18 protein-coding genes are annotated in these 18,123 nt (G+C 62.9%); 10 read left to right on the forward strand and 8 right to left on the reverse strand.

Annotated features, from left to right (window positions below; all coding sequences use genetic code 11):
• Window positions 1-46: 46 nt before the first annotated feature.
• The 5 genes from GN234_RS00345 to GN234_RS00365 all read left to right on the forward strand — a co-directional run bounded on the left by GN234_RS00345 (window position 47) and on the right by GN234_RS00365 (window position 5,435).
• Window positions 47-1,384: an ABC transporter substrate-binding protein gene (locus tag GN234_RS00345; protein WP_163858115.1), complete on the forward strand. Its 1,338-nt coding sequence runs from the start codon at window positions 47-49 to the stop codon at window positions 1,382-1,384.
• Window positions 1,385-1,453: 69 nt separating this feature from the next.
• The gene (locus tag GN234_RS00350; RefSeq protein ID WP_109753265.1) at window positions 1,454-2,788 is read left to right on the forward strand and encodes an ABC transporter substrate-binding protein; all 1,335 of its coding nucleotides are present in this window, start codon (window positions 1,454-1,456) and stop codon (window positions 2,786-2,788) included.
• Between the two features lie 65 nt (window positions 2,789-2,853).
• A complete protein-coding gene (locus GN234_RS00355; RefSeq protein WP_109753264.1) occupies window positions 2,854-3,630 on the forward strand; it encodes an ABC transporter ATP-binding protein in 777 nt (258 codons plus the stop codon).
• Between the two features lie 169 nt (window positions 3,631-3,799).
• On the forward strand, window positions 3,800-5,032 hold the full coding sequence (locus tag GN234_RS00360) for an SfnB family sulfur acquisition oxidoreductase (protein WP_176687599.1): 1,233 nt from the start codon (window positions 3,800-3,802) through the stop codon (window positions 5,030-5,032).
• A 10-nt stretch (window positions 5,033-5,042) separates the two neighbouring features.
• Window positions 5,043-5,435, forward strand: coding sequence for a hypothetical protein (locus tag GN234_RS00365; RefSeq protein ID WP_176687600.1), 393 nt, complete (start codon window positions 5,043-5,045; stop codon window positions 5,433-5,435).
• Between the two features lie 94 nt (window positions 5,436-5,529).
• Here GN234_RS00365 and GN234_RS00370 read toward each other — a convergent pair whose 3' ends face one another.
• The 5 genes from GN234_RS00370 to msuE form a co-directional block, all read right to left on the reverse strand.
• Entirely contained in the window at window positions 5,530-6,378 is an 849-nt protein-coding gene (locus GN234_RS00370; protein ID WP_163858123.1) for an amidohydrolase family protein, read from the reverse strand.
• Window positions 6,375-7,505 carry an FMNH2-dependent alkanesulfonate monooxygenase gene (ssuD, locus tag GN234_RS00375; protein WP_109753260.1) on the reverse strand — a complete coding sequence of 377 codons (1,131 nt, stop codon included), beginning with the start codon at window positions 7,503-7,505 and terminating at the stop codon, window positions 6,375-6,377. Before ssuD ends, GN234_RS00370 begins: the two co-directional genes overlap by 4 nt.
• A gap of 118 nt (window positions 7,506-7,623) precedes the next feature.
• Complete coding sequence (locus GN234_RS00380) at window positions 7,624-8,727, reverse strand: sigma-54 interaction domain-containing protein (RefSeq protein WP_163858125.1); 1,104 nt, start codon at window positions 8,725-8,727, stop codon at window positions 7,624-7,626.
• A gap of 8 nt (window positions 8,728-8,735) precedes the next feature.
• Window positions 8,736-9,923: an acyl-CoA dehydrogenase family protein gene (locus GN234_RS00385; protein ID WP_109753258.1), complete on the reverse strand. Its 1,188-nt coding sequence runs from the start codon at window positions 9,921-9,923 to the stop codon at window positions 8,736-8,738.
• 59 nt (window positions 9,924-9,982) lie between these two features.
• A complete protein-coding gene (gene msuE / locus GN234_RS00390; protein WP_176687601.1) occupies window positions 9,983-10,546 on the reverse strand; it encodes an FMN reductase in 564 nt (187 codons plus the stop codon).
• A gap of 329 nt (window positions 10,547-10,875) precedes the next feature.
• Between msuE and GN234_RS00395 the strand changes: the two genes are divergently transcribed.
• Window positions 10,876-11,145, forward strand: a complete 270-nt coding sequence (locus GN234_RS00395) for a YceK/YidQ family lipoprotein (RefSeq protein WP_109753256.1) — start codon at window positions 10,876-10,878, stop codon at window positions 11,143-11,145.
• Between the two features lie 61 nt (window positions 11,146-11,206).
• Here GN234_RS00395 and GN234_RS00400 read toward each other — a convergent pair whose 3' ends face one another.
• Complete coding sequence (locus tag GN234_RS00400) at window positions 11,207-12,076, reverse strand: NmrA/HSCARG family protein (protein WP_109753255.1); 870 nt, start codon at window positions 12,074-12,076, stop codon at window positions 11,207-11,209.
• Between the two features lie 142 nt (window positions 12,077-12,218).
• Between GN234_RS00400 and GN234_RS00405 the strand changes: the two genes are divergently transcribed.
• Window positions 12,219-13,094 (forward strand): LysR family transcriptional regulator, encoded by an 876-nt coding sequence (locus tag GN234_RS00405; protein ID WP_109753254.1) that lies wholly within the window; start codon window positions 12,219-12,221, stop codon window positions 13,092-13,094.
• A 6-nt stretch (window positions 13,095-13,100) separates the two neighbouring features.
• On the opposite strand, the gene GN234_RS00410 is transcribed toward GN234_RS00405, so the two are convergent.
• A complete protein-coding gene (locus tag GN234_RS00410) occupies window positions 13,101-13,559 on the reverse strand; it encodes a winged helix-turn-helix transcriptional regulator (RefSeq protein WP_109753253.1) in 459 nt (152 codons plus the stop codon).
• Between the two features lie 271 nt (window positions 13,560-13,830).
• Here GN234_RS00410 and GN234_RS00415 point away from each other — a divergent pair, with 271 nt between their 5' ends.
• Both GN234_RS00415 and GN234_RS00420 read left to right on the forward strand, forming a co-directional pair.
• A complete protein-coding gene (locus tag GN234_RS00415) occupies window positions 13,831-15,033 on the forward strand; it encodes an MFS transporter (protein ID WP_233459506.1) in 1,203 nt (400 codons plus the stop codon).
• Window positions 15,030-15,932, forward strand: a complete 903-nt coding sequence (locus GN234_RS00420) for an EamA family transporter (RefSeq protein ID WP_176687602.1) — start codon at window positions 15,030-15,032, stop codon at window positions 15,930-15,932. Before GN234_RS00415 ends, GN234_RS00420 begins: the two co-directional genes overlap by 4 nt.
• A gap of 26 nt (window positions 15,933-15,958) precedes the next feature.
• Here GN234_RS00420 and GN234_RS00425 read toward each other — a convergent pair whose 3' ends face one another.
• The gene (locus GN234_RS00425) at window positions 15,959-16,849 is read right to left on the reverse strand and encodes a LysR family transcriptional regulator (protein WP_176687603.1); all 891 of its coding nucleotides are present in this window, start codon (window positions 16,847-16,849) and stop codon (window positions 15,959-15,961) included.
• A gap of 169 nt (window positions 16,850-17,018) precedes the next feature.
• Here GN234_RS00425 and GN234_RS00430 point away from each other — a divergent pair, with 169 nt between their 5' ends.
• On the forward strand, window positions 17,019-18,101 hold the full coding sequence (locus tag GN234_RS00430; protein ID WP_116832724.1) for a 4-oxalomesaconate tautomerase: 1,083 nt from the start codon (window positions 17,019-17,021) through the stop codon (window positions 18,099-18,101).
• The last annotated feature ends 22 nt before the right edge of the window (window positions 18,102-18,123 follow it).

The raw sequence follows: 18,123 nt of genomic DNA on the forward strand, positions 1-18,123 counted from the left end.
GACCCAGGGAAAGGAGGTTTCCAACACTGCACAAGAAGTACAGACCATGCGTAGAACCTTGCCTCGCCTCCTGTTCGCCAGCCTTTTCGTGGCCGGTGTCCAGGCCCTGCTGCCGACCATCACCCAGGCTGCCAGCAACCAGCAATTCATCCCCATGGCCACTTACCGGGTCGGCGCCTACGCCTCCAGCGGCATCCCCTGGTGGGCGGGGGAAATCGACTATTTCCGTTATATCAACGAAGTGGAAGGCGGCATCAACGGCGTCAAGCTGGTCTGGCAGGAGTGCGAGACCGAGTGGAACGTCGACCGTATCGTCGAGTGCTATGAACGCTACAAGGGCGGGCTCGACGGCGCGCCGACAGCGTTCTTCTTCACCCACAGTACGCCGGGCTCCTATGCGCTGATGGAGAAAGGCGCGGCGGACCGGATCCCGCTGATCGACGGCGCTGGCGGGCGTACCGAGTCCACCGACGGCAGCGTGTTTCCCTATGCCTTCCCGCTACTGCTCAATTACTACGGCCAGGCCTCGGTGGGCATCAACTACATCGCCGAGCGCGAGGGCGGTTTCGACAAGCTCAAGGGCAAGAAGATCGTCACCGTCTACCACGACTCCGCCTATGGCCGGGAAACCCAGGCACCGATGACCTTGCTGGCGCAGAAGTACGGTTTCGAGAACATCCAGATTCCGGTGGCCGATCCCGGCAATGAACAATCCGGGCAATGGCGCCAGGTGCGGCAGATCAAGCCGGACTGGGTGTTCCTGCGGACCTGGGGCGTCTCCACCCCGGTGGGGATCAAGACCGCCGCAAGGTTCGGCATCCCGGTAGACCGCATCATTGGCGATGTCTGGGCCGGCTCCGAGGCCGACGTGATCCCGGCGGGCCCTGCCGCCAAGGGCTACCAGGCCCTTGCGCCGTTTCCGGGCGGCGACGGTTTCGAGATCCACAAGCGCCTGCGCCAGTCGATCCTCGATACCGGCAAGAGTGACCTCAAGGACCGCAGCTATTTCGGCAAGGTCTACTACAACATCGGTCTGATCAATGCGGCCATTGCGGTCGAGGCGCTGCGCACGGCCCAGGCCAAGTTTGGCAATCGCCCCCTCAACGGCGAGGAAGCGCGTTGGGGCTTCGAACACCTGGACATCGATGCCGCGCGGCTCAAGGCCAGCGGTTTTGAAGGCCTGCTACCACCGCTGAAACTGTCCTGCTCCGACCATGAGGGCGGCGGCGCGGCGCGCGTGCAGCAATGGGATGGCGAGAAATGGGTATTGGTGACTGACTGGGTCCAGGCCGACCGCGCCACATTGCGCCCATTGATCGAAGCCAAGTCTGCCGCCTACGCCAAGGAGAAGGGCATCACCGCGCGTGATTGCGCCCGCGAATAATGAGCCGCCGTCGATAACTGTCGTCCGGCTGCCATGGCGCGGTCGGGCACTCAAGCCGAGAAAAAAATCATGCATGCAACCCTCAAACGTAGTCTCGCCGTCGTTGGCCTGGCGCTCAGCGCCTGCGCGGTGCTGGTACCGGCCGCCCAGGCGGCCAACGAACAGTTCTTCCCCCTGGCCACCTACCGGGTCGGCGCCTATGCCTCCAGTGGCATTCCAGTCTGGGCCGGAATGATCGACTACCTGCGCTACATCAATGAGGTGGAAGGCGGGATCAATGGCGTCAAGCTGGTCTGGCAGGAATGCGAGACCGAATGGACGGCGGAGAAGGGCATCGAATGCTACGAGCGCTTCAAGAACGGCCTCAATGGCGCGCCGGTGGCGGTCTACCAGCCGAATGGCGCGCCAGCGGCCTATGCCCTCGCGGACAAGGCCGCCGCCGACAGGATTCCCTTGATCACCCTCGGCTATGGCCGCACCGAGGCCACCGACGGCAGGGTGTTTCCCTATAACTTCCCGGCCATGCTGACGTTCTACAGCGAGGCTTCGGCGTTCATCAATTATGTGGCCGAGCGCGAGGGCGGGCTGGACAAGCTCAAGGGCAAGAAGATCGCCACCGTCTACCACGACTCCGCCTACGGCCGGGAAACCCAGGGGCCACTGGCGCTGCTGGCGCAGAAATACGGCTTCGAGAACATCCAGATCGCGGTGGCCGACCCAGGTAATGAGCAGGCCGGGCAGTGGCGCCAGGTGCGCCAGCTCAAGCCGGATTGGGTGTTCCTGCGGACCTGGGGCGTGTCCACGCCGGTGGCGATCAAGACCGCCGCAAGGTTCGGCTACCCGGTGGAGCGCATCGTCGGCGACATCTGGGCCAGTTCCAACGAAGACGTGCTGCCGGCCGGTGAAGCAGGCAAGGGCTACCTGGCACTGACGCCCTATCCGGGCGGCGCCGACTTCGATATTCACCAGCGCCTGCGCCAGTACATTCTCGATACCGGCAAGAGCGACCTCAAGGATCCGAAGAGCTTCGGCAGCGTCTACTACAACTCTGGCCTGGTGAACGCCGCCATTGCCGTCGAGGCGATCCGCACCGGGCAGAAGCATTTCGGCAATCGTCCGCTCAACGGTGAGGAGGGCCGCTGGGGCCTGGAGCACCTCGACCTCAACGATGCACGCCTCAAGGAAATCGGTTTTCTTGGGCTGATGCAGCCGCTGAAGCTGTCATGCAGCGACCACGAGGGCGGTGGCGCGGCGAAGGTGCAGCAATGGGACGGCCAGCAGTGGAAGCTGATCACCGATTGGGTCCAGGCCGACCGCGCGACGTTGCGGCCACTGATCGATGCCAAGGCCGCCGAATATGCGAAAGAGAAGGGTGTGACCGCCCGCGATTGCGCGGCGCTGTAGCCATGCACTCGGTTCGGTAAATCGAAACACAACCGGGCGCGACCGCGCCCAAGGAGTAGGGAATCATGACCAACGCGGCCCTTGCCGGCACCGAAAACAGAGAGTTGCTGGCGGTGCAAGACATCGAAGTGATCTACGACGGCGCGATCCTCGCCGTGGCCGGGGTTTCCCTGCGGGTCGGACAGGGTGACATCGTCGCCCTGCTCGGCGCCAACGGGGCCGGCAAGAGCACCACGCTCAAGGCCATCTCCGGGTTGGTCCAGGCCGATCGGGCGCAAGTCAGCCGTGGACGGATTGTCTTCCAGGGACAGGACACCGCCGGGGTTGCGGCCAATCTGCTGGCGCGCCAGGGCATCGTCCATGTGCTGGAGGGACGACATGTATTCGCCCACTTGACTGTCGAGGACAACCTGCGCAGCGGTGGTTTCCTGCGCAAGCCGACACGACGGGAGCTGGAGCAGGATCTGGAGCGTATCTACGCCTGGTTTCCACGCCTGAAGACCAAGCGCAAGACCCAGGCCGGGCTGACCTCGGGCGGTGAGCAGCAGATGCTTGCCCTTGGCCGGGCCCTGATGACCAAGCCTCGACTGGTGCTGCTCGATGAACCCTCGATGGGGCTGGCGCCGATCCTCGTCGAGGAGATTTTTGCCATCGTCGCGCAGCTCAATGCCCAGGAAGGCATGAGCTTTCTGGTGGCCGAGCAGAACATCAATGTCGCCCTGCGCCATGCCAGCTATGCCTACATCCTGGAGAACGGGCGGGTGGTGGGTGAGGGCGACGCCACGGAGCTGGCGGCGCGGGAAGACATCCAGCATTTCTACCTGGGTGGAAAGGCTCGTTGATGGGGTGTGACGCAACTGTTCGCTGGGCAACAGTCCATCGACAGTTTGCCGCTCCCGGGGCTTTCGCACGTACTCGGGTATTTACTCAACCTATTGAATATAAAGCGCTTTTAAGATTGGTACGGGCTGTGCTTTAGCCCTGGAGAACCCGTTATGCATGGAGTAGCACATGACCCACTCACTGTCTTCCGACTTGCCTCAGCAGACCAGCCCGGCGCCGCGGAGCCCGGCCCATATCATCCGTAGCGACGCCGAGGCCATCGAGGTGGCACAGCGCCTGGCCGAGGATTTCGCCCGCGAGGCTGCCCTGCGCGATCGCGAGCGGCGCCTGCCCTGGGAAGAACTCGAACGCTTTTCCGCGAGCGGGTTGTGGGCGATCCGCGTGCCGAAGGCCTACGGTGGCGCCGAGGTGTCCTATGCCACCCTCAGTGAAGTGATCGCGATCATTTCCGCTGCCGACCCGTCCCTCGGCCAGTTGCCGCAGAACCACTTCGGCGTGCTCAGCAACCTCAGCCTGACCGGCAGCGAGGAGCAGAAGCGCCGCTACTACGCCAAGGTGCTGCAGGGTTATCGCTTCGGCAACGCCTTTTCCGAGGCGCGCAGCCAGTACGTCACCACCTTCCAGACGCAGATCCGCTTCGATGGCGACACCGCCGTACTCAACGGTGAGAAGGCCTACTGCACCGGTGCGCTGTTCGCCCACATCGTGCCGGTCGCTGGGGTGGACGAGGTGGGGCACGTCCATATCGCCCTCGTTCCGCGCGATGCCGCAGGCCTGACAGTGATCGACAGTTGGGACGGTTTCGGTCAGCGCATCACTGCCAGCGGTCAGGTGCGCATCGACGCAGTGCGGGTGCCGGCGAGCGACGTGGTGCCGGCCTGGAAGGCCTATGACCAGCCCACCTCCGACGGCCCGATCTCACAAATCATCCAGGCTGCGGTGGACACCGGCATTGCCCGTGGCGCCTTCGCCGAGACCTTGCGCGTGGCACGCCAGGCGCGTCCATGGGTGGACAGCGGGTTGCAACACGGCTGGCAGGACCCGCTCGGCCAAGCGTTGATTGGTGAGTTGGCCTGGCGCCTGCAAGCGGCCGAAGCGATCCTGCGGCGCGCGGCGCACGCGGTCGACCGTGCTGTCGCCGAGCCCAGCGAAGAACGGGTTGCCGAGGCCTCGGTAATCGTCGGCCAGGCCAAGGTGCTGTCCACCGAGATTTCCCTGGAGGCTTCCAGCCGCCTGTTGGAGTTGGGCGGCACCCGCAGCGTCTCGGCCAGCCAGGGGCTGGATCGGTTCTGGCGTAATGCGCGGACTCATACCCTGCATGATCCGGTGCGCTGGAAATATCACTTGGTCGGCAATCAGCTTCTCAACGGCATCAAGCCGCAACGTCATTCCTGGAACTGAGGTATCGCGCATGTCCAACTTACATTCTCAAGGCCGCAGCGACCTGGCCCATGCCCGTCATGTCGAGGCGGCGCTGCTTGACTACCTGCGTACGCAGAGCGCTCGTCATGAGGCCCTGGTGATCGCCGCGGTCGGTGAACTGCGCATCCGCATCGACGCTGCCGATGCCTTGTTGGCGCACGCCGACGAGTCCCAGTCGGCCGCCATCGCTTTTCGCCTGGCCGCCGCTGAATCGGCGCGCCTGGCCGGCCATGTCTACTTCGAACTGGCCGGTCGCAGCTTGCCGCGGCCCTTGCCGGAAAACCCCGAGCCGGCATTGCTGACTCAACGTCGACTGCTTGGCGACCATTACCTCAATGGCGCTGCGTTGGCCGACGGACAAGGAAATGGGCTGGGTAGGTGAATGGATCCGGGGAGTGCTGGAGCACTCCCCGGGTTTCCTGCGGCAGGGTTTTAACCGCAGGAAATGCTGAACGAGAAACAGAGTCGACGTCGGCTCAGGCCAGCCCTAACACCCTGCGCGCGTTACCGTGGAAGAACTTCTCCAGCACCTCGTCCTTGAACCCCAGTTGCAGGGCATCTTCGATACTTTGGCGGATTGGGCGGAATGTGTAGGAAGAGCCAAACAACAACTGCTCGGCCAGGTAGCCGTTGGCGGCCTGCACATAACCCTCGCTGCCCGGCTGGAACAGGTACATGTCCGGCACCAGGTGGATGTTTTCAAAGCGGAACGCAACGCCGAGGGCCTGCTGCACATTGGGCCAGTAGCCGTGGTAAACGACGATCGTCAGGTCCGGGAACGCCCGAGCCACAGCAGCCAGGCGTGCCGGGTCGTTGTAGCTCGGGTCCGGTGTGGTCGGCCCGCTCATCAGGAACAGCGGGATACCGCGCTTTTGCAGATGTTCGTAGATCGGCCAGTACAGTGCGTCGTCGGGGTGTCGGGCCGGCTCGGCGAAACCCGGCTCCAGGTCGATGCCGGCCAGGCCCAGTTGGTCGATCGCCCGGTCGATTTCCGCCAGGGCGCCTTCGATTCCCTGCAGCACCGGTTCTACCGAGCCGATGCCGATCAACTCGTCGTGGCCGTGAACGATTTCGCGGATGCGTTCATTCGGCAGGTGTTGCCCCGGGGTGTGGCGGCCGACCACCACGGCTTTGTCCAGGCCGGCATCCCGTACTTCGGCGAGAAAACCCTGCGGGGTCAGCGAGCGCTCGAAGTGATCGTCCGGCCCGCGGGTGCCGACACGTCGGTTGAGCCAGCGCGCCACGGCGTGTTCGGGCGAGCCCGGCACGCCGCCGAAGAAGGGGTGCAGGTAGGCCGGGCGACAGCGTAGATCGATGACTTTCATGCGACTTTCTCCTTGCCCGCGCGAACGTCGAAGGCGCCGCCGGTGAAGGCGCCTTCGACGGTGACCTTGCCCTTGCCCGGCAACAATGGGAACACCAGTTCGGCGAAGCGATAGGCTTCTTCCAGGTGCGGGTAGCCCGAGAGTACGAAGCTGTCGACACCCAGCTCGGCGTATTCGAGCAGGCGTGCGGCGACGGTTTGTGGATCGCCCACCAAGGCGGTGCCGGCACCGCCACGGACCAGGCCGACACCGGCCCACAGATTGGGGGCCACTTCCAGCTTGTTGCGGTCGCCGCCATGCAACGCGGCCATGCGCCGCTGGCCTTCGGAATCCATTTTGCCGTAGTTGGCCTGGGCGGCGGCGATGGTGGCGTCGTCGAGGTGACTGATCAACTCGTCAGCGGCGGCCCAGGCGGCTTCGCTGGTTTCCCGCACGATCACATGCAGGCGCACGCCGAAGCGCACGCTGCGCCCATGCCTGGCGGCACGGGCGCGCACGTCGGCAATTTTCTCGGCCACGGCAGCCGGTGGTTCGCCCCAGGTCAGGTAGGCGTCCACATGTTTGGCCGCCAATTCGTGGGCGGCCTCTGATGAACCGCCGAAGTACAGCGGCGGGTGCGGTTGCTGCACGGGGGCGAAGAAGTTCTGGGCGCCACGTACTTTCAAGTGCTTGCCGTCGAAGTCGACGGTCTCGCCTTGGAGCAGACGCCGCCAGATGGTCAGGAATTCGTCGGAGGCGTCATAGCGCTCGTCGTGCGTGAGGAACACACCGTCGGCTTGCAGTTCGGTGGCATCGCCGCCCGGCACGACGTTGAGCAGCAGGCGGCCTCCGCTGGCCTGATCCAGGCTGGCGGCCTGGCGCGCCGAGGCCGTGGGGTTACCCAGCGACGTGCGCAGCGCCACCAGCAGCTTGATCCGCTGGGTCACCGGAACCAGGCTGGCAGCGGTCACCCAGGGATCCAGGCAACTGGCCCCGGTGGGGATCAGCAGGCCATCGTAGCCGAGCTGATCGGCAGCCACGGCGATCTGGCGCATGTAGGCGTTGGTCGCCGGCCGGCCGCTGCCGGAATGGCCCAGGTAGCGGGTGTCGCCGGAGGTGGGAAGGAACCAGAAAATATCCAGGCTCATGAAGTTTGATCCTTGTGCGGTTGAGAGTATGGAAGGGCGCATGGGGCCCTTGCTGTATCGCAACGCTTGGCGTATCGGGGCTTTGTCGGCCGGGCCGCATTGCCTGTTTTTATCGTGATCAGATTGACAGTTGCAGGGCCTGGCCCGGATGCGTGTTGCTGTCCGGGCGGCGTCGGTTGACCACCAGCTCGCCAATGGCGATCAGACGCGCCCGCGTGACGTTGCGACTCAGGCCCAGCAGGCTGGCGGTGCGCACCTGGTTGCAGTGACAGAAGCGATAGGCTGCGCGAAGCAGACTGTCTTCAACCTTCTCGTGGAGGCCGCCGGCCTGTTCTTCGAATAGCCGGTGAAAGGTGCGCAGCAGTTGTTCGTCGGCGCTCTCGCCGTGGGTGGCCTGGGGTTGTTCCTGGCGCTCGATGCGCAGGGACGACAAGCGTAAGTCGTCTTCCTCCACCAGGCCGTTGCGGCACACCAGCAGGGTGTGGTGGATGACGTTTTCCAGTTCGCGGATGTTGCCCGGCCAGCTGTAGTCCACCAGTTTGCGTTCGGCTTGCGAAGTCAGGCGCACCTCGCCATAGCCCAGGCGATTGCAGTAGGTCTTGATGAAGTGACGGGTCAGCGGCAGGATGTCGCCCGGTCGCTCACGCAATGGATAGAGTTGCAGGCTGACCACGTCGAGGCGGTAATACAGGTCTTCGCGGAAGTGGCCGGCGCCGATGGCCTTATCCAGTTGCACGTTGGTGGCGGCGACCACGCGTACATTGATCGGGATGCTCTTGCGCGAGCCCAGGCGCACCACCTCGCGTTCTTGCAATACTCGCAGCAGCTTGACCTGGATGGCCATCGGCAGGTCGCCGATCTCGTCGAGGAACAACGTGCCGCCGTTGGCTTCCTCGAACCAGCCGGCCTTGGCGGCAAGGGCGCCGGTGAAGGCACCTTTTTCGTGGCCGAACAGCTCAGCTTCCACCAGCGATTCGGAAAAGGCCCCGCAGTTGACGGCAACGAACGGCCCGGCGCGGCGGCCGCTGAGGTTGTGGATGTGACGCGCGACCAGCTCCTTGCCCGTGCCGGTCTCGCCAATGATCAGGACGCTGGCCTCGCTGGGGGCGACCTGTTGCACGTGAGCGAGCAGCGCCTGCGATCTAGGGTCTTCGAAGACCTGTGCGGTCGCCCGGATCGAGGTAGCCAGTGTCGGCGAAGGGGGGAGAGTCAGCAGTTGCATGGGCATCCCTATGAGTAGAAGGAGGGGGTAGGCCGCGTCTGGTTCAGCGCCCAGTCACCCAATTCGTGGAGTTTGTAATCCACCGGGTCGTGCAGGCTCTGGGTGCGCAGGTTGCGCCAATGGCGGTCGAGGCGCAGCGAAGCGTGGGTGGCGCGGGCGCCGGTGACTTCGAACAGGCGGCTACAGATATCCAGGCCGGTGCGTACGGCGGCGACTTTGGCGGTGGCGATGGACAGCGCCAGTTGTGCGCGTTCCTCGGCACCCAGCGCGTGCCCCTTGTGCCAGGCTTCATCGAGCTGCTCGGCGGCGCGTTCCACCAATAGGCGCACGCTTTCCAGGCCGACCCAGAACTCGCCGTAGTGGCGTAGCACATAGGGGTCTTCGCTGACGTGCTGGGCCTTGGAACGGAACCACGGCCGACCTTCCTTGAGGGTGTAATGGCGGGCCTCTTCCAGGGCGCCTTCGGCGATGCCGAGGAAGATGTGGGAGAAATGCAATTGGGCGATCAGCGGGCGCAGGCAGGCGAAAGGCGTGCTCAGGGGGCCGGGGTCGAGCAGCAGTTCGTTCTCTTCCACGCGCACCCGTTCGAAGGTGGCGCTGCCGCTGTCAGTCTGGCGCTGGCCCATATTGTCCCAGTCGCCGTGCAGGGTGATGCCGGTGCGGCCACTGGGGATCGCGGCGATCAGCAGTTTACCGCCGGCGCTTTCGTCGATGGCCGAGGCGATCAGCATTTCCGAGTCGCTGGCACCGGAGCAGAAGCTCTTCTTGCCGGAGAATTCGCGCCAGCCGTCGAAGGTCTTGACCACGGTGCGGGTGTCCAGCGGGTTCAACGCGTTGCCCCAGAACCAGTTCTTGCGGGCGGTCTGTTCGAACCAGGGTTGCCATTGATCGGGGCGCGAAAACAGGCGCACGGTGGCCAGCATCAGGTGCTGGAAACCGAAGACATGGGCGATGGAGCTGTCCACCTTGGCGAACTCGCGGACCACGCCGAGGGTTTCGCTCCAACTGGCCCCGAGGCCGCCAAACTGGGTTGGAATGCTCAAGGCCAGCAGGCCGCTCTGGCGAATGGCGTCGCGTTGCTCCTTGGGGGTGCCGCCGGCCTCATCACGCTCGACGGCGGTTTCGGCAAATTCCGCAGCCAGGCGGCGGGCGGTCTGTAGCGGGGTCAACACGGTGGGCTGTTGTTGGATTCTCACGCGATATCCCTCGCAAAAAGGCCTTCCAGGCAAATGCAGTGGTGATTCATGCGGGTTCCTCAGGCGATCTTGCGCAAAGCATGCGCCTGGTCGGCAAACAGGCGAGCGGCGCGTGCGGCTGCCAGCTCGATGCGCGACTGCAAGGCCGCGTTGACGATGCGGTAGTCGGTAAAATCGGTCTCGCTGGCGTACACGCCAATGGGCAGGGTCAGCGACTGGAAGAAACTGAACAGCGGGCGCAGTTGATGATCGAGGACCAGGGCATGGCGCTCGCTGCCACCGGTGGCGGCCAGCAGTACCGGCGTGTTGACCAGGGCGTCCTGGCCGACCAGGTCGAACAAATGCTTGAACAGGCCCGGATAGGTGCCGCGATAGACAGGCGCGGCCACCACCAGCAGGTCGGCAGACTCGATCAGGCGCAGTTCATGCTCGACGGTTTCCGGCAATTCCTTGCGCCACAACGCACTGCCCAACGGACGGGCAATGTTGCCCAGTTCGATCAAGTGGGTGTCGATGACCAAGTGCTGGCCGAGTTCGCCCAGGATGGCTTCGGTCAGTGCCAAAGTGCGCGAGGGGCGGGAGGTACCGCCGGAAACAGCGACGACTTTCAGGGGAGTGCTCATCCTAGGTGTTCCTGTTGGACTGTTGATCGAGGTACACAGGCTTGAGCAAGGGCCGTACCAACGCGAAAAGCCCAGTATTTGCTGGGCTTCGCGGGGCAGGGAGGGGGAGCGACTGTTGGTCTGGCGGATGAATTGTTGAATGGCTGTTGCTCGGGCAACAGTTGATCCATTGTTTCCCAGGCAACAGTGTTCAGTGGTGGGATTGATGCATGGGAAGGTCTGGGGGGCGCTGGTGCAGTCTTGCGCCCCTCATTCCGGTAACACCGCTTGCCCCTATAGGTCGTCCGCCATCGGTGCTACAGTCCGGTCTTTCCAGGGGAGGGAGCGGCATGCGGATCGTAGCAATGGCTTTGACGATGGCGCTGCTGGCCGGCTGCGCGACGGCCAATGAAACCTTTGGCATGGGGCAACTTTGCGGCCGTCAGCCTTATTGCGGTGCGGCGACCGATATCGAGATCATCAAGGGCTCGACGAACGACAACGACGTGTATTCACGTGCGCTGGCACCGTTTGCAATCATTGACCTGCCTTTCAGTATCGTCGCCGATACGTTGATCCTGCCTTATACGATTTTTCATATGAGGCCTGCCGAGGAGTAATCGTGTTGCCTCGACCGGTTGAATCATCGGGGCAGCAATACGGCATGACTACCCCTGCTGTTCAAACCCCGGCGATGGTCTCGCGGACGAAGTCTTCGTAGGTGCGCAGCGGGCGTCCGAGGATGGCCTGTAGCCGCTCCACCGTTCCTTCAACCGCCTGCATACCGAACGTCTGGATGCCAGACATCATCAGGCGCATGTCATAAGCCAGCCAGGCGGGACCGTAGGCGGCCAATTGCGCTTCGAAGGCAGCCACATCGTCACCGCCGTAGGCGATCTCGCGACCCAGGGCGGTGCTCCAGATCTTCGCCACGTCGGTGCCGGTCAGTGCGTGCGGGCCGACTAATTCCAAGGTGACCCGATCCAGGGCCGAAGGTGCCTTGTCGCGTCGCAGCAACTCGGCAGCGGCGATATCGGCGATGTCCCGGGTATCGATCATCGACACGCCCGCCGAGCCGATCGGCATCGGGTATACCGCGTAGTTCTGAATGGTCTGCTGGACCATGAGTTCGTTTTGCATGAAGTAAGCCGGACGCAGGATGGTTGCGGGGATGTCGAGGCTCTCGATCATGCGCTCGACCGTGTGCTTGCCGGTGAAGTGCGGAACGTGGGTGAACTTGTCGGCATGAATCACCGACAGGTAGACGATGCGCTCGATGCCTGCTTCGCGAGCGAGGTTCAAGGTGATGAGGGCTTGTGTCACCTCGTCGGGCGTCACGGCGTTGAGCAGGAACAGCGTACGCACCGACGCCAGTGCGTTGCGCAGCGAAGGGACGTCGGTGAGGTCGGCAACGACTTCAGTGACGCCCGCCGGGAAGGAGCCCTTGCCAGGTTGGCGCACGAGGGCTTTGACCTCGGTGCCTGCGCTGGCGAGGCGTTGAATGATGAGTGAACCGATGGTGCCTGTGGCGCCGGTAACGAGAATGCTCATTTGAATCTCCTGCAAAAGGGTGGGGGAGTCAGAAAGTCCGCTACGACCTTGTCGGCCCGTTGCGATGGACAAACGATATTGTGTTGCAGGAGTAAAACGAAGACGCCAGGATGTAGACACTCCGTTGCAAAAATGGAACACCATGAACCTGAACGCGCTGATCGATTTCACCCTCGTCGCAACGAACGAGGGGCTGGGAAAGGCAAGCCGTGCGAGCGGAATAGCCAAGGCCACCTTGTCGCGCCGCATTGCCGACCTTGAGGAACAACTGGGCGTAAGGCTGATCGAGCGCAGCGCGCGCGGTCTGAAGCTCACCGAGGCTGGAGAGCTACTGCTGGCCCGGGCCGAAGGGCCGTTGGCCGAGGTGGCGGAAGCCATGGCGGCGGCGAAGGAGGGCGTATCGACGCCTCGCGGACGCTTGCGTGTCGCTGCCCCAGTCCTGTTCTCGCAGCTTGCGATGGGAGGCATCGGCGCAGAGTTTTGTGCGGCTTATCCTGACGTCACGATCGAGGTCATTTCGGAGGATCGCGTGGTCGACCTCGTCGAGGAACAATTTGATGTTGCCATCCGGATCAACCCCAGCCCAGACAGCAGTCTGGTCGGTCGCTGCTTCGCCAAGGACCGGCTGGTGGTGGTGGCCGCGCCTGGACTGCCGATGCCCGCACCCGGCGCCATCCGCTCGGTTCCCGGCATTGTGGTCTCCAGTTTCGAGCCCACCCATTGGACACTCGATGGCGGTCACTTGGTCCTGGAACCGATCCCCAGGCTGAGGTTCTCTTCGTTCCTGATGATCCGCGATGCGGCCATCGCCGGTGGCGGGGCGGCTCTCATCCCGCAATCGATGGCGTGGAGCCAACTGGCCAATGGCGAGTTGGTCCAGTGGGGCACGGTATCGGGGAAAGAAGCCGAACTCTGGGTCTTGCACACCTCCCGACGGCTTGCTGCGCCGAAGGTGCGGGCATTTGTCGATTTCATGTGTGCCAGGTACCCGGACATGTCCCTGGTCTTGCAGGGATAAAAACGTTCACGTCAGGTCGTCGGTCACGAGCCTCACCCTGTGGCAATCGGCCGGCCCGAGTTTCTGACCGCTTGAGGAGCGCACCTCCATCGGCATGAGTGTCTGGCCGGAGGCGTTGTCCAACAGCACGGAGCGCGTTTCTCCCGGCTCGAACAGGAAACGTTCGCCCCACTGCCGCAGGCTGACCACCACCGGAAAGATCTCCCGGCCTTTCTCCGTCAGGACGTACTCCTTGTAGGCACTCCCATCCGAGGCGGGACGAACGTCGAACACACCGACCTCGACCAAGGCTTTGAGTCGCGAAGCCAGAATGTTCTTGGCTACGCCCAGGCTTTTTTGAAATTCGCTGAAGCGGCGAATGTCGTCGAATGCATCGCGAATGATCATCAGCGACCAGCGATCGCCGATCACGTCCAGTGTCCTGGCTACCGGGCATTCGTTGTTTTGCGATGAAGCAGTTTCCATTTGATTGAGCCTCTGGAAAAGCATTGCCAAGTTGGTCGGCATTTTTGTGGTTGCAAATTGAAACCTGATCAAGCAACAATCCAGACAGGTTTTTAATTGAAACCAGTTTAGCGCCAAGGAGACGTCCATGACAGCAGAGGCCGACTGTTTCACCCGACAGCCTTCGGGAAATCAGGGGGGCGAGGGGGCTTGCTCCCGCTTGAGTGCGGAGCGCTCACGAGAGGGGCCGCTTCGCAGCCCAGCGGGAGCAAGCTCCCTCGCCACGGGTTCGTTGAATGAACAGCTGTGCCCAGGGCTTTCGCCATCGCTCACGTTATTGTTTTCCGTGACCTGCGCACTGGCCGTCGCCAATGTCTACTTTGCCCAGCCCTTGCTCGCCTCGATGGCCGAGAGCCTGGGCGTCGCTTCAGGGTTGATCGGGGTTGTGGTGACTGCGACGCAGGTGGGTTACGCGCTGGGGTTGCTGTTCATCGTCCCGCTGGGGGACAGGGTCGACCGTAAACGGCTGGTTTTCGCCCAACTGGTGTTGTCTGCCATCGCGCTGGCGGCCGTCGGCGCAGCCCAGCATTGGTTGGCTTTGCTGGGCGCCATGATCGTGATGGGGCTGCTGGCGGTAGTCGTCCAAGTGCTGGTGGCCTATGCCGCCGCGCTGTCCTCGCCCTCCCAGCGGGGACAGGCCGTGGGAGCCGTCACCAGTGGCGTTGTCCTGGGGATTCTCCTGGCGCGGTTTACTTCCGGGGTGATCGCCGATCTGGCGGGTTGGCGCGGGGTTTATTTCGTGTCCTCGGGCTTGATGCTGGCCATCGCGGCGGTGTTCTGGGCCGTGGTGCCTGCTGCCGTGTCGCCCCGTCACCGGCAACCCTACCTGGCGCTGATCCGCTCGCTGTTCAGGCTGTTCGCGACCGAGCCGATGCTACGGAGCAGGGGGCTGCTGGCCTTACTGATCTTTGCCGCTTTTTCGGTGTTATGGACGGCCATGGTGCTGCCGTTGAGCGCCGCGCCGCTGTCGCTTTCGCATACGGCCATCGGCTTGTTTGGCCTGGCTGGCGTCGCCGGGGCCCTGGCGGCCAGAAGAGCCGGTCGTTGGGCCGATCAAGGCTTTGGGCAACGTGTTACCGGCTTGTCGCTGGGGCTCCTGACGCTTTCCTGGTTGCCCATCACGTTTGCCGAAACCTCCTTGATCGCGCTGGTCTGCGGCGTGGTGTTGCTCGACTTCGCGGTGCAGGCCGTGCACGTCACCAACCAGAGTTTGATTTTCGCTGCACGGCCCGACGCCCAAAGTCGCATGGTCGGCGCCTACATGTGTTTCTACTCGGTGGGCAGCGCACTGGGCGCGGTTGCCGCGACCCAGGTCTATGCGCTGTGGGGCTGGATGGCGGTCAGCCTGCTGGGCGCCTTGATCAGCCTCGCCGCGTTGGTGCTATGGATGGCCTCGATGCATTTTTCAACGACCCTGCCTGGAAGATCAGCATGAAAATCGGACACCTGTTACTCGCCATCTCGATAACGGCCATATGGGGCGTGAACTTCTCGGTGATCAAGCTGGGCCTCATCGCCGTTGACCCGCTGATCCTGGCGGGTATTCGTTTCACGCTCTGCGCATTGCCGGCGATTTTTTTCATGCCGAAACCCGATGTGCAGTGGCGCTATATCGTCGGCTATGGCCTGGTCTTCGGTATCGGGCTCTGGGGTGTCGTCAACATGGGCATCAAGGCCGGTCTTTCAGCCGGCATCGCGTCGCTGGTGCTTCAGTTCAGCGCCTTTTTCACCATTGTGCTGGGTTCGTGGATCTTCAAGGAGGCGATTTCCCGTTACCAACTGGCGGGTATCGGTATCGCTTGCTGTGGCTTGTTGAGCATCCTCTCGATTGCTGATGGCACCGTGACGACGACCGGGTTGTGCCTGGCGCTACTGGGGGCAGTGGCCTGGAGTGTGGCCAATGTCATCAGCAAAAAAGCCAAGACCACCCAGGTCTTCGCGTTCCTGGTGTGGTCCAGCGCGTTTTCGCCCATCCCGCTGTTCGCGCTGGATTATGCGGTGAATGGTTCGACGGGTTACAGCGCGTTGGCGAATCAACTCGACTACCGCGCCGTCCTGTCGATCCTGTTCCAGGTCTACCCCAATACACTGTTCGGCTACTGGGTGTGGAACTCGCTGCTGAAACGTTATCCGGTGTCTACCGTCGCGCCCTTGTCGCTTTTGGTGCCGGTGTTCGGCCTGCTGGGTTCGGTGCTGATTTTTGATGAGCGCCTGTCACTCAACAAACTCATTGCCGTCGTGCTCATCGTGGCGGGGCTTGGCGTCGGCTTGTACGGACAGCGTGCCCTCACCGCGCTCAAGCGTTCGGTACGAGTGGGCGACGTTTCGAGGTGATCATCGATCCAGGATTCGGCCTCGCTTCATTGCGGCCACTGTTCAAGCAGGATCGAGACGAATTTCTCCGCGGCAGGGGAGAGCGATGAGCCCCGACGGTAGACCAGGCCCAGCGAGCGGTTTACCACCGGCTCGATCAGCGGCACGCTGACCAGGGTTGGATGATCCCCGGCCGGCATCGCCAGGCTGGGCATCGCCGACACGCCGAGGCCAGCCTCCACCAGCCCCAGCGACGTAGACAAGTGCTGCACTTCGTAAAACCATTGCGGGCGCCAGCTCAGGCCTGACAGCGCGTGGTCCAGCAGCATGCGGTTGCCGCTCAGGCGACCGACGCCGATCAGCCGGTAATCACTGAGTTCCGACCAGGTGACCGCACTGCGTCCAGCCAACTCATGGTCGCGTCGGCAGGCCAGCACAAAGGGTTCGTTGACCAGGGGCACGAACTCAATGTCCGGGTGCTGGCCGCTCATCATGTTGATGCCGAAATCGGCTTCGCCGCGCAGCACCGCCTCCAGTCCTTCGTTGGCGCTGAGGTCGAGCAGGCGGATGCGGATTTTCGGGTAGCGCTCGTTGTAGAGACGGATCACCGACGGCAGGAAATAGAACGCCGCCGTGGGGATGCATGCCAAGGTCACCCGGCCGATCTGCCGCTCTGCCAGCTCGCGAATGTTGAGAATCGAGTCGTCGAAATCATCCAGCAAGCGCCGCGCCTTGGGCAGGAAATCACGGCCGACACTCGTCAGGCTGACCTTGCGGGTCGTGCGATCGAGCAAAGCGGTTCCCAGGCCTTCCTCGAGTTTTTTCATCCGCCGACTCAATGCCGGTTGGGACAGGTGCAGCGCATCTGCGGCCTCGTGGAAGCTGCCCAGTTCGGCGATTTTCACGAAAGATCGGATGTCCTGAAGCTCATATTCCATATGTTTTCTCAACTTGGCAGGGCAAAGCGCGATGCCAACCATCGTAAAATAATTCATTTGTGAAACGCAATAATCGCTCCGATCTTTGCATTGGAAACACTTTTCAAACCCTGCCACTCTTGTGTCCAGAGCATCAATTATCCAGATTGATTAACAAGAGTTAGTATTCATGCAGCGAATTCCTTGTGTGCTAATGCGCGGCGGTACGTCCAAAGGCCCGGTGTTTCTCGCCTGGGATCTGCCGGTCGCCATCGCCGAACGTGACGAGCTGCTGCTCAACCTGATGGGCTCCGGCCATGAGCTGGAAATCGATGGCATCGGCGGCGGCAGTCCACAAACCAGCAAAGTGGCGATCGTCAGCCCATCGCTGCACCCTGACGCCGATGTCGACTATTTGTTCGTCCAGGTCATGGTTTCCCAGCGTCGGGTCGATACCGCACCCAACTGCGGCAACATGCTCTGCGCCGTCGGCCCGTTCGCCATCGAACAGGGATTGGTCAAGGCGTCGGGCGAGCGGACTCGGGTGCGTATCCGCAACCTCAATACCGGGACCTTCGTCAATTCCGAAGTGCAAACCCCAGGTGGCAAGGTCAGCTATGAGGGCGATACCGCCATCGACGGCGTGCCTGGCACCGCCGCTCCGGTGCAACTGACCTTTCTCGACGCCGCGGGCAGCAAGACGGGGAAACTCTTCCCGACCGGGCAAACCCAGGACCTGATCGACGGCATCCCGGTGACCTGCATCGACATGGCGATGCCGATGATGATTGTTCAGGCCAGTCAGCTGGGTAAGCGCGGCGACGAAAGCCCCGCCGAACTGGACGCCGATAAAGCCTTCCTGCAGCGTCTGGAGGCCTTGCGCCTGAAAGCCGGCCTGGCCATGGGCCTGGGTGATGTCAGTGACAAAGTCATTCCCAAGCCGGTACTGGTGTCTCCGGCCAAGTCCGGCGGGACGGTCCAGGTGCGTTATTTCATGCCGCACAACTGTCACCGCGCCCTGGCGATCACCGGTTCCATCGGCCTGGCCACCGCATGCGTGACCGAGGGCAGCGTCGTCGCACAGCTGCTCGGCACCGTCAGTGAGCCGCGCTTGCAACAGGTTCGGATTGAGCATCCAAGCGGCGGTATCGATGTCGTACTGTCCTACACCGGTGAAAAGGGTGAGACCATTCAGGCCTCGGTAGTACGTACTGCGCGCCGGCTCTTCTCAGGTTACGTCTACGCCACGACGGCCCAGCGGCTGGCCGGATAGCCCCAGGCCGCCAGGGTCTTTT

Origin of the sequence: Pseudomonas bijieensis (assembly GCF_013347965.1) — a bacterium.
Classification (GTDB): Bacteria; Pseudomonadota; Gammaproteobacteria; order Pseudomonadales; family Pseudomonadaceae; genus Aquipseudomonas; species Aquipseudomonas bijieensis.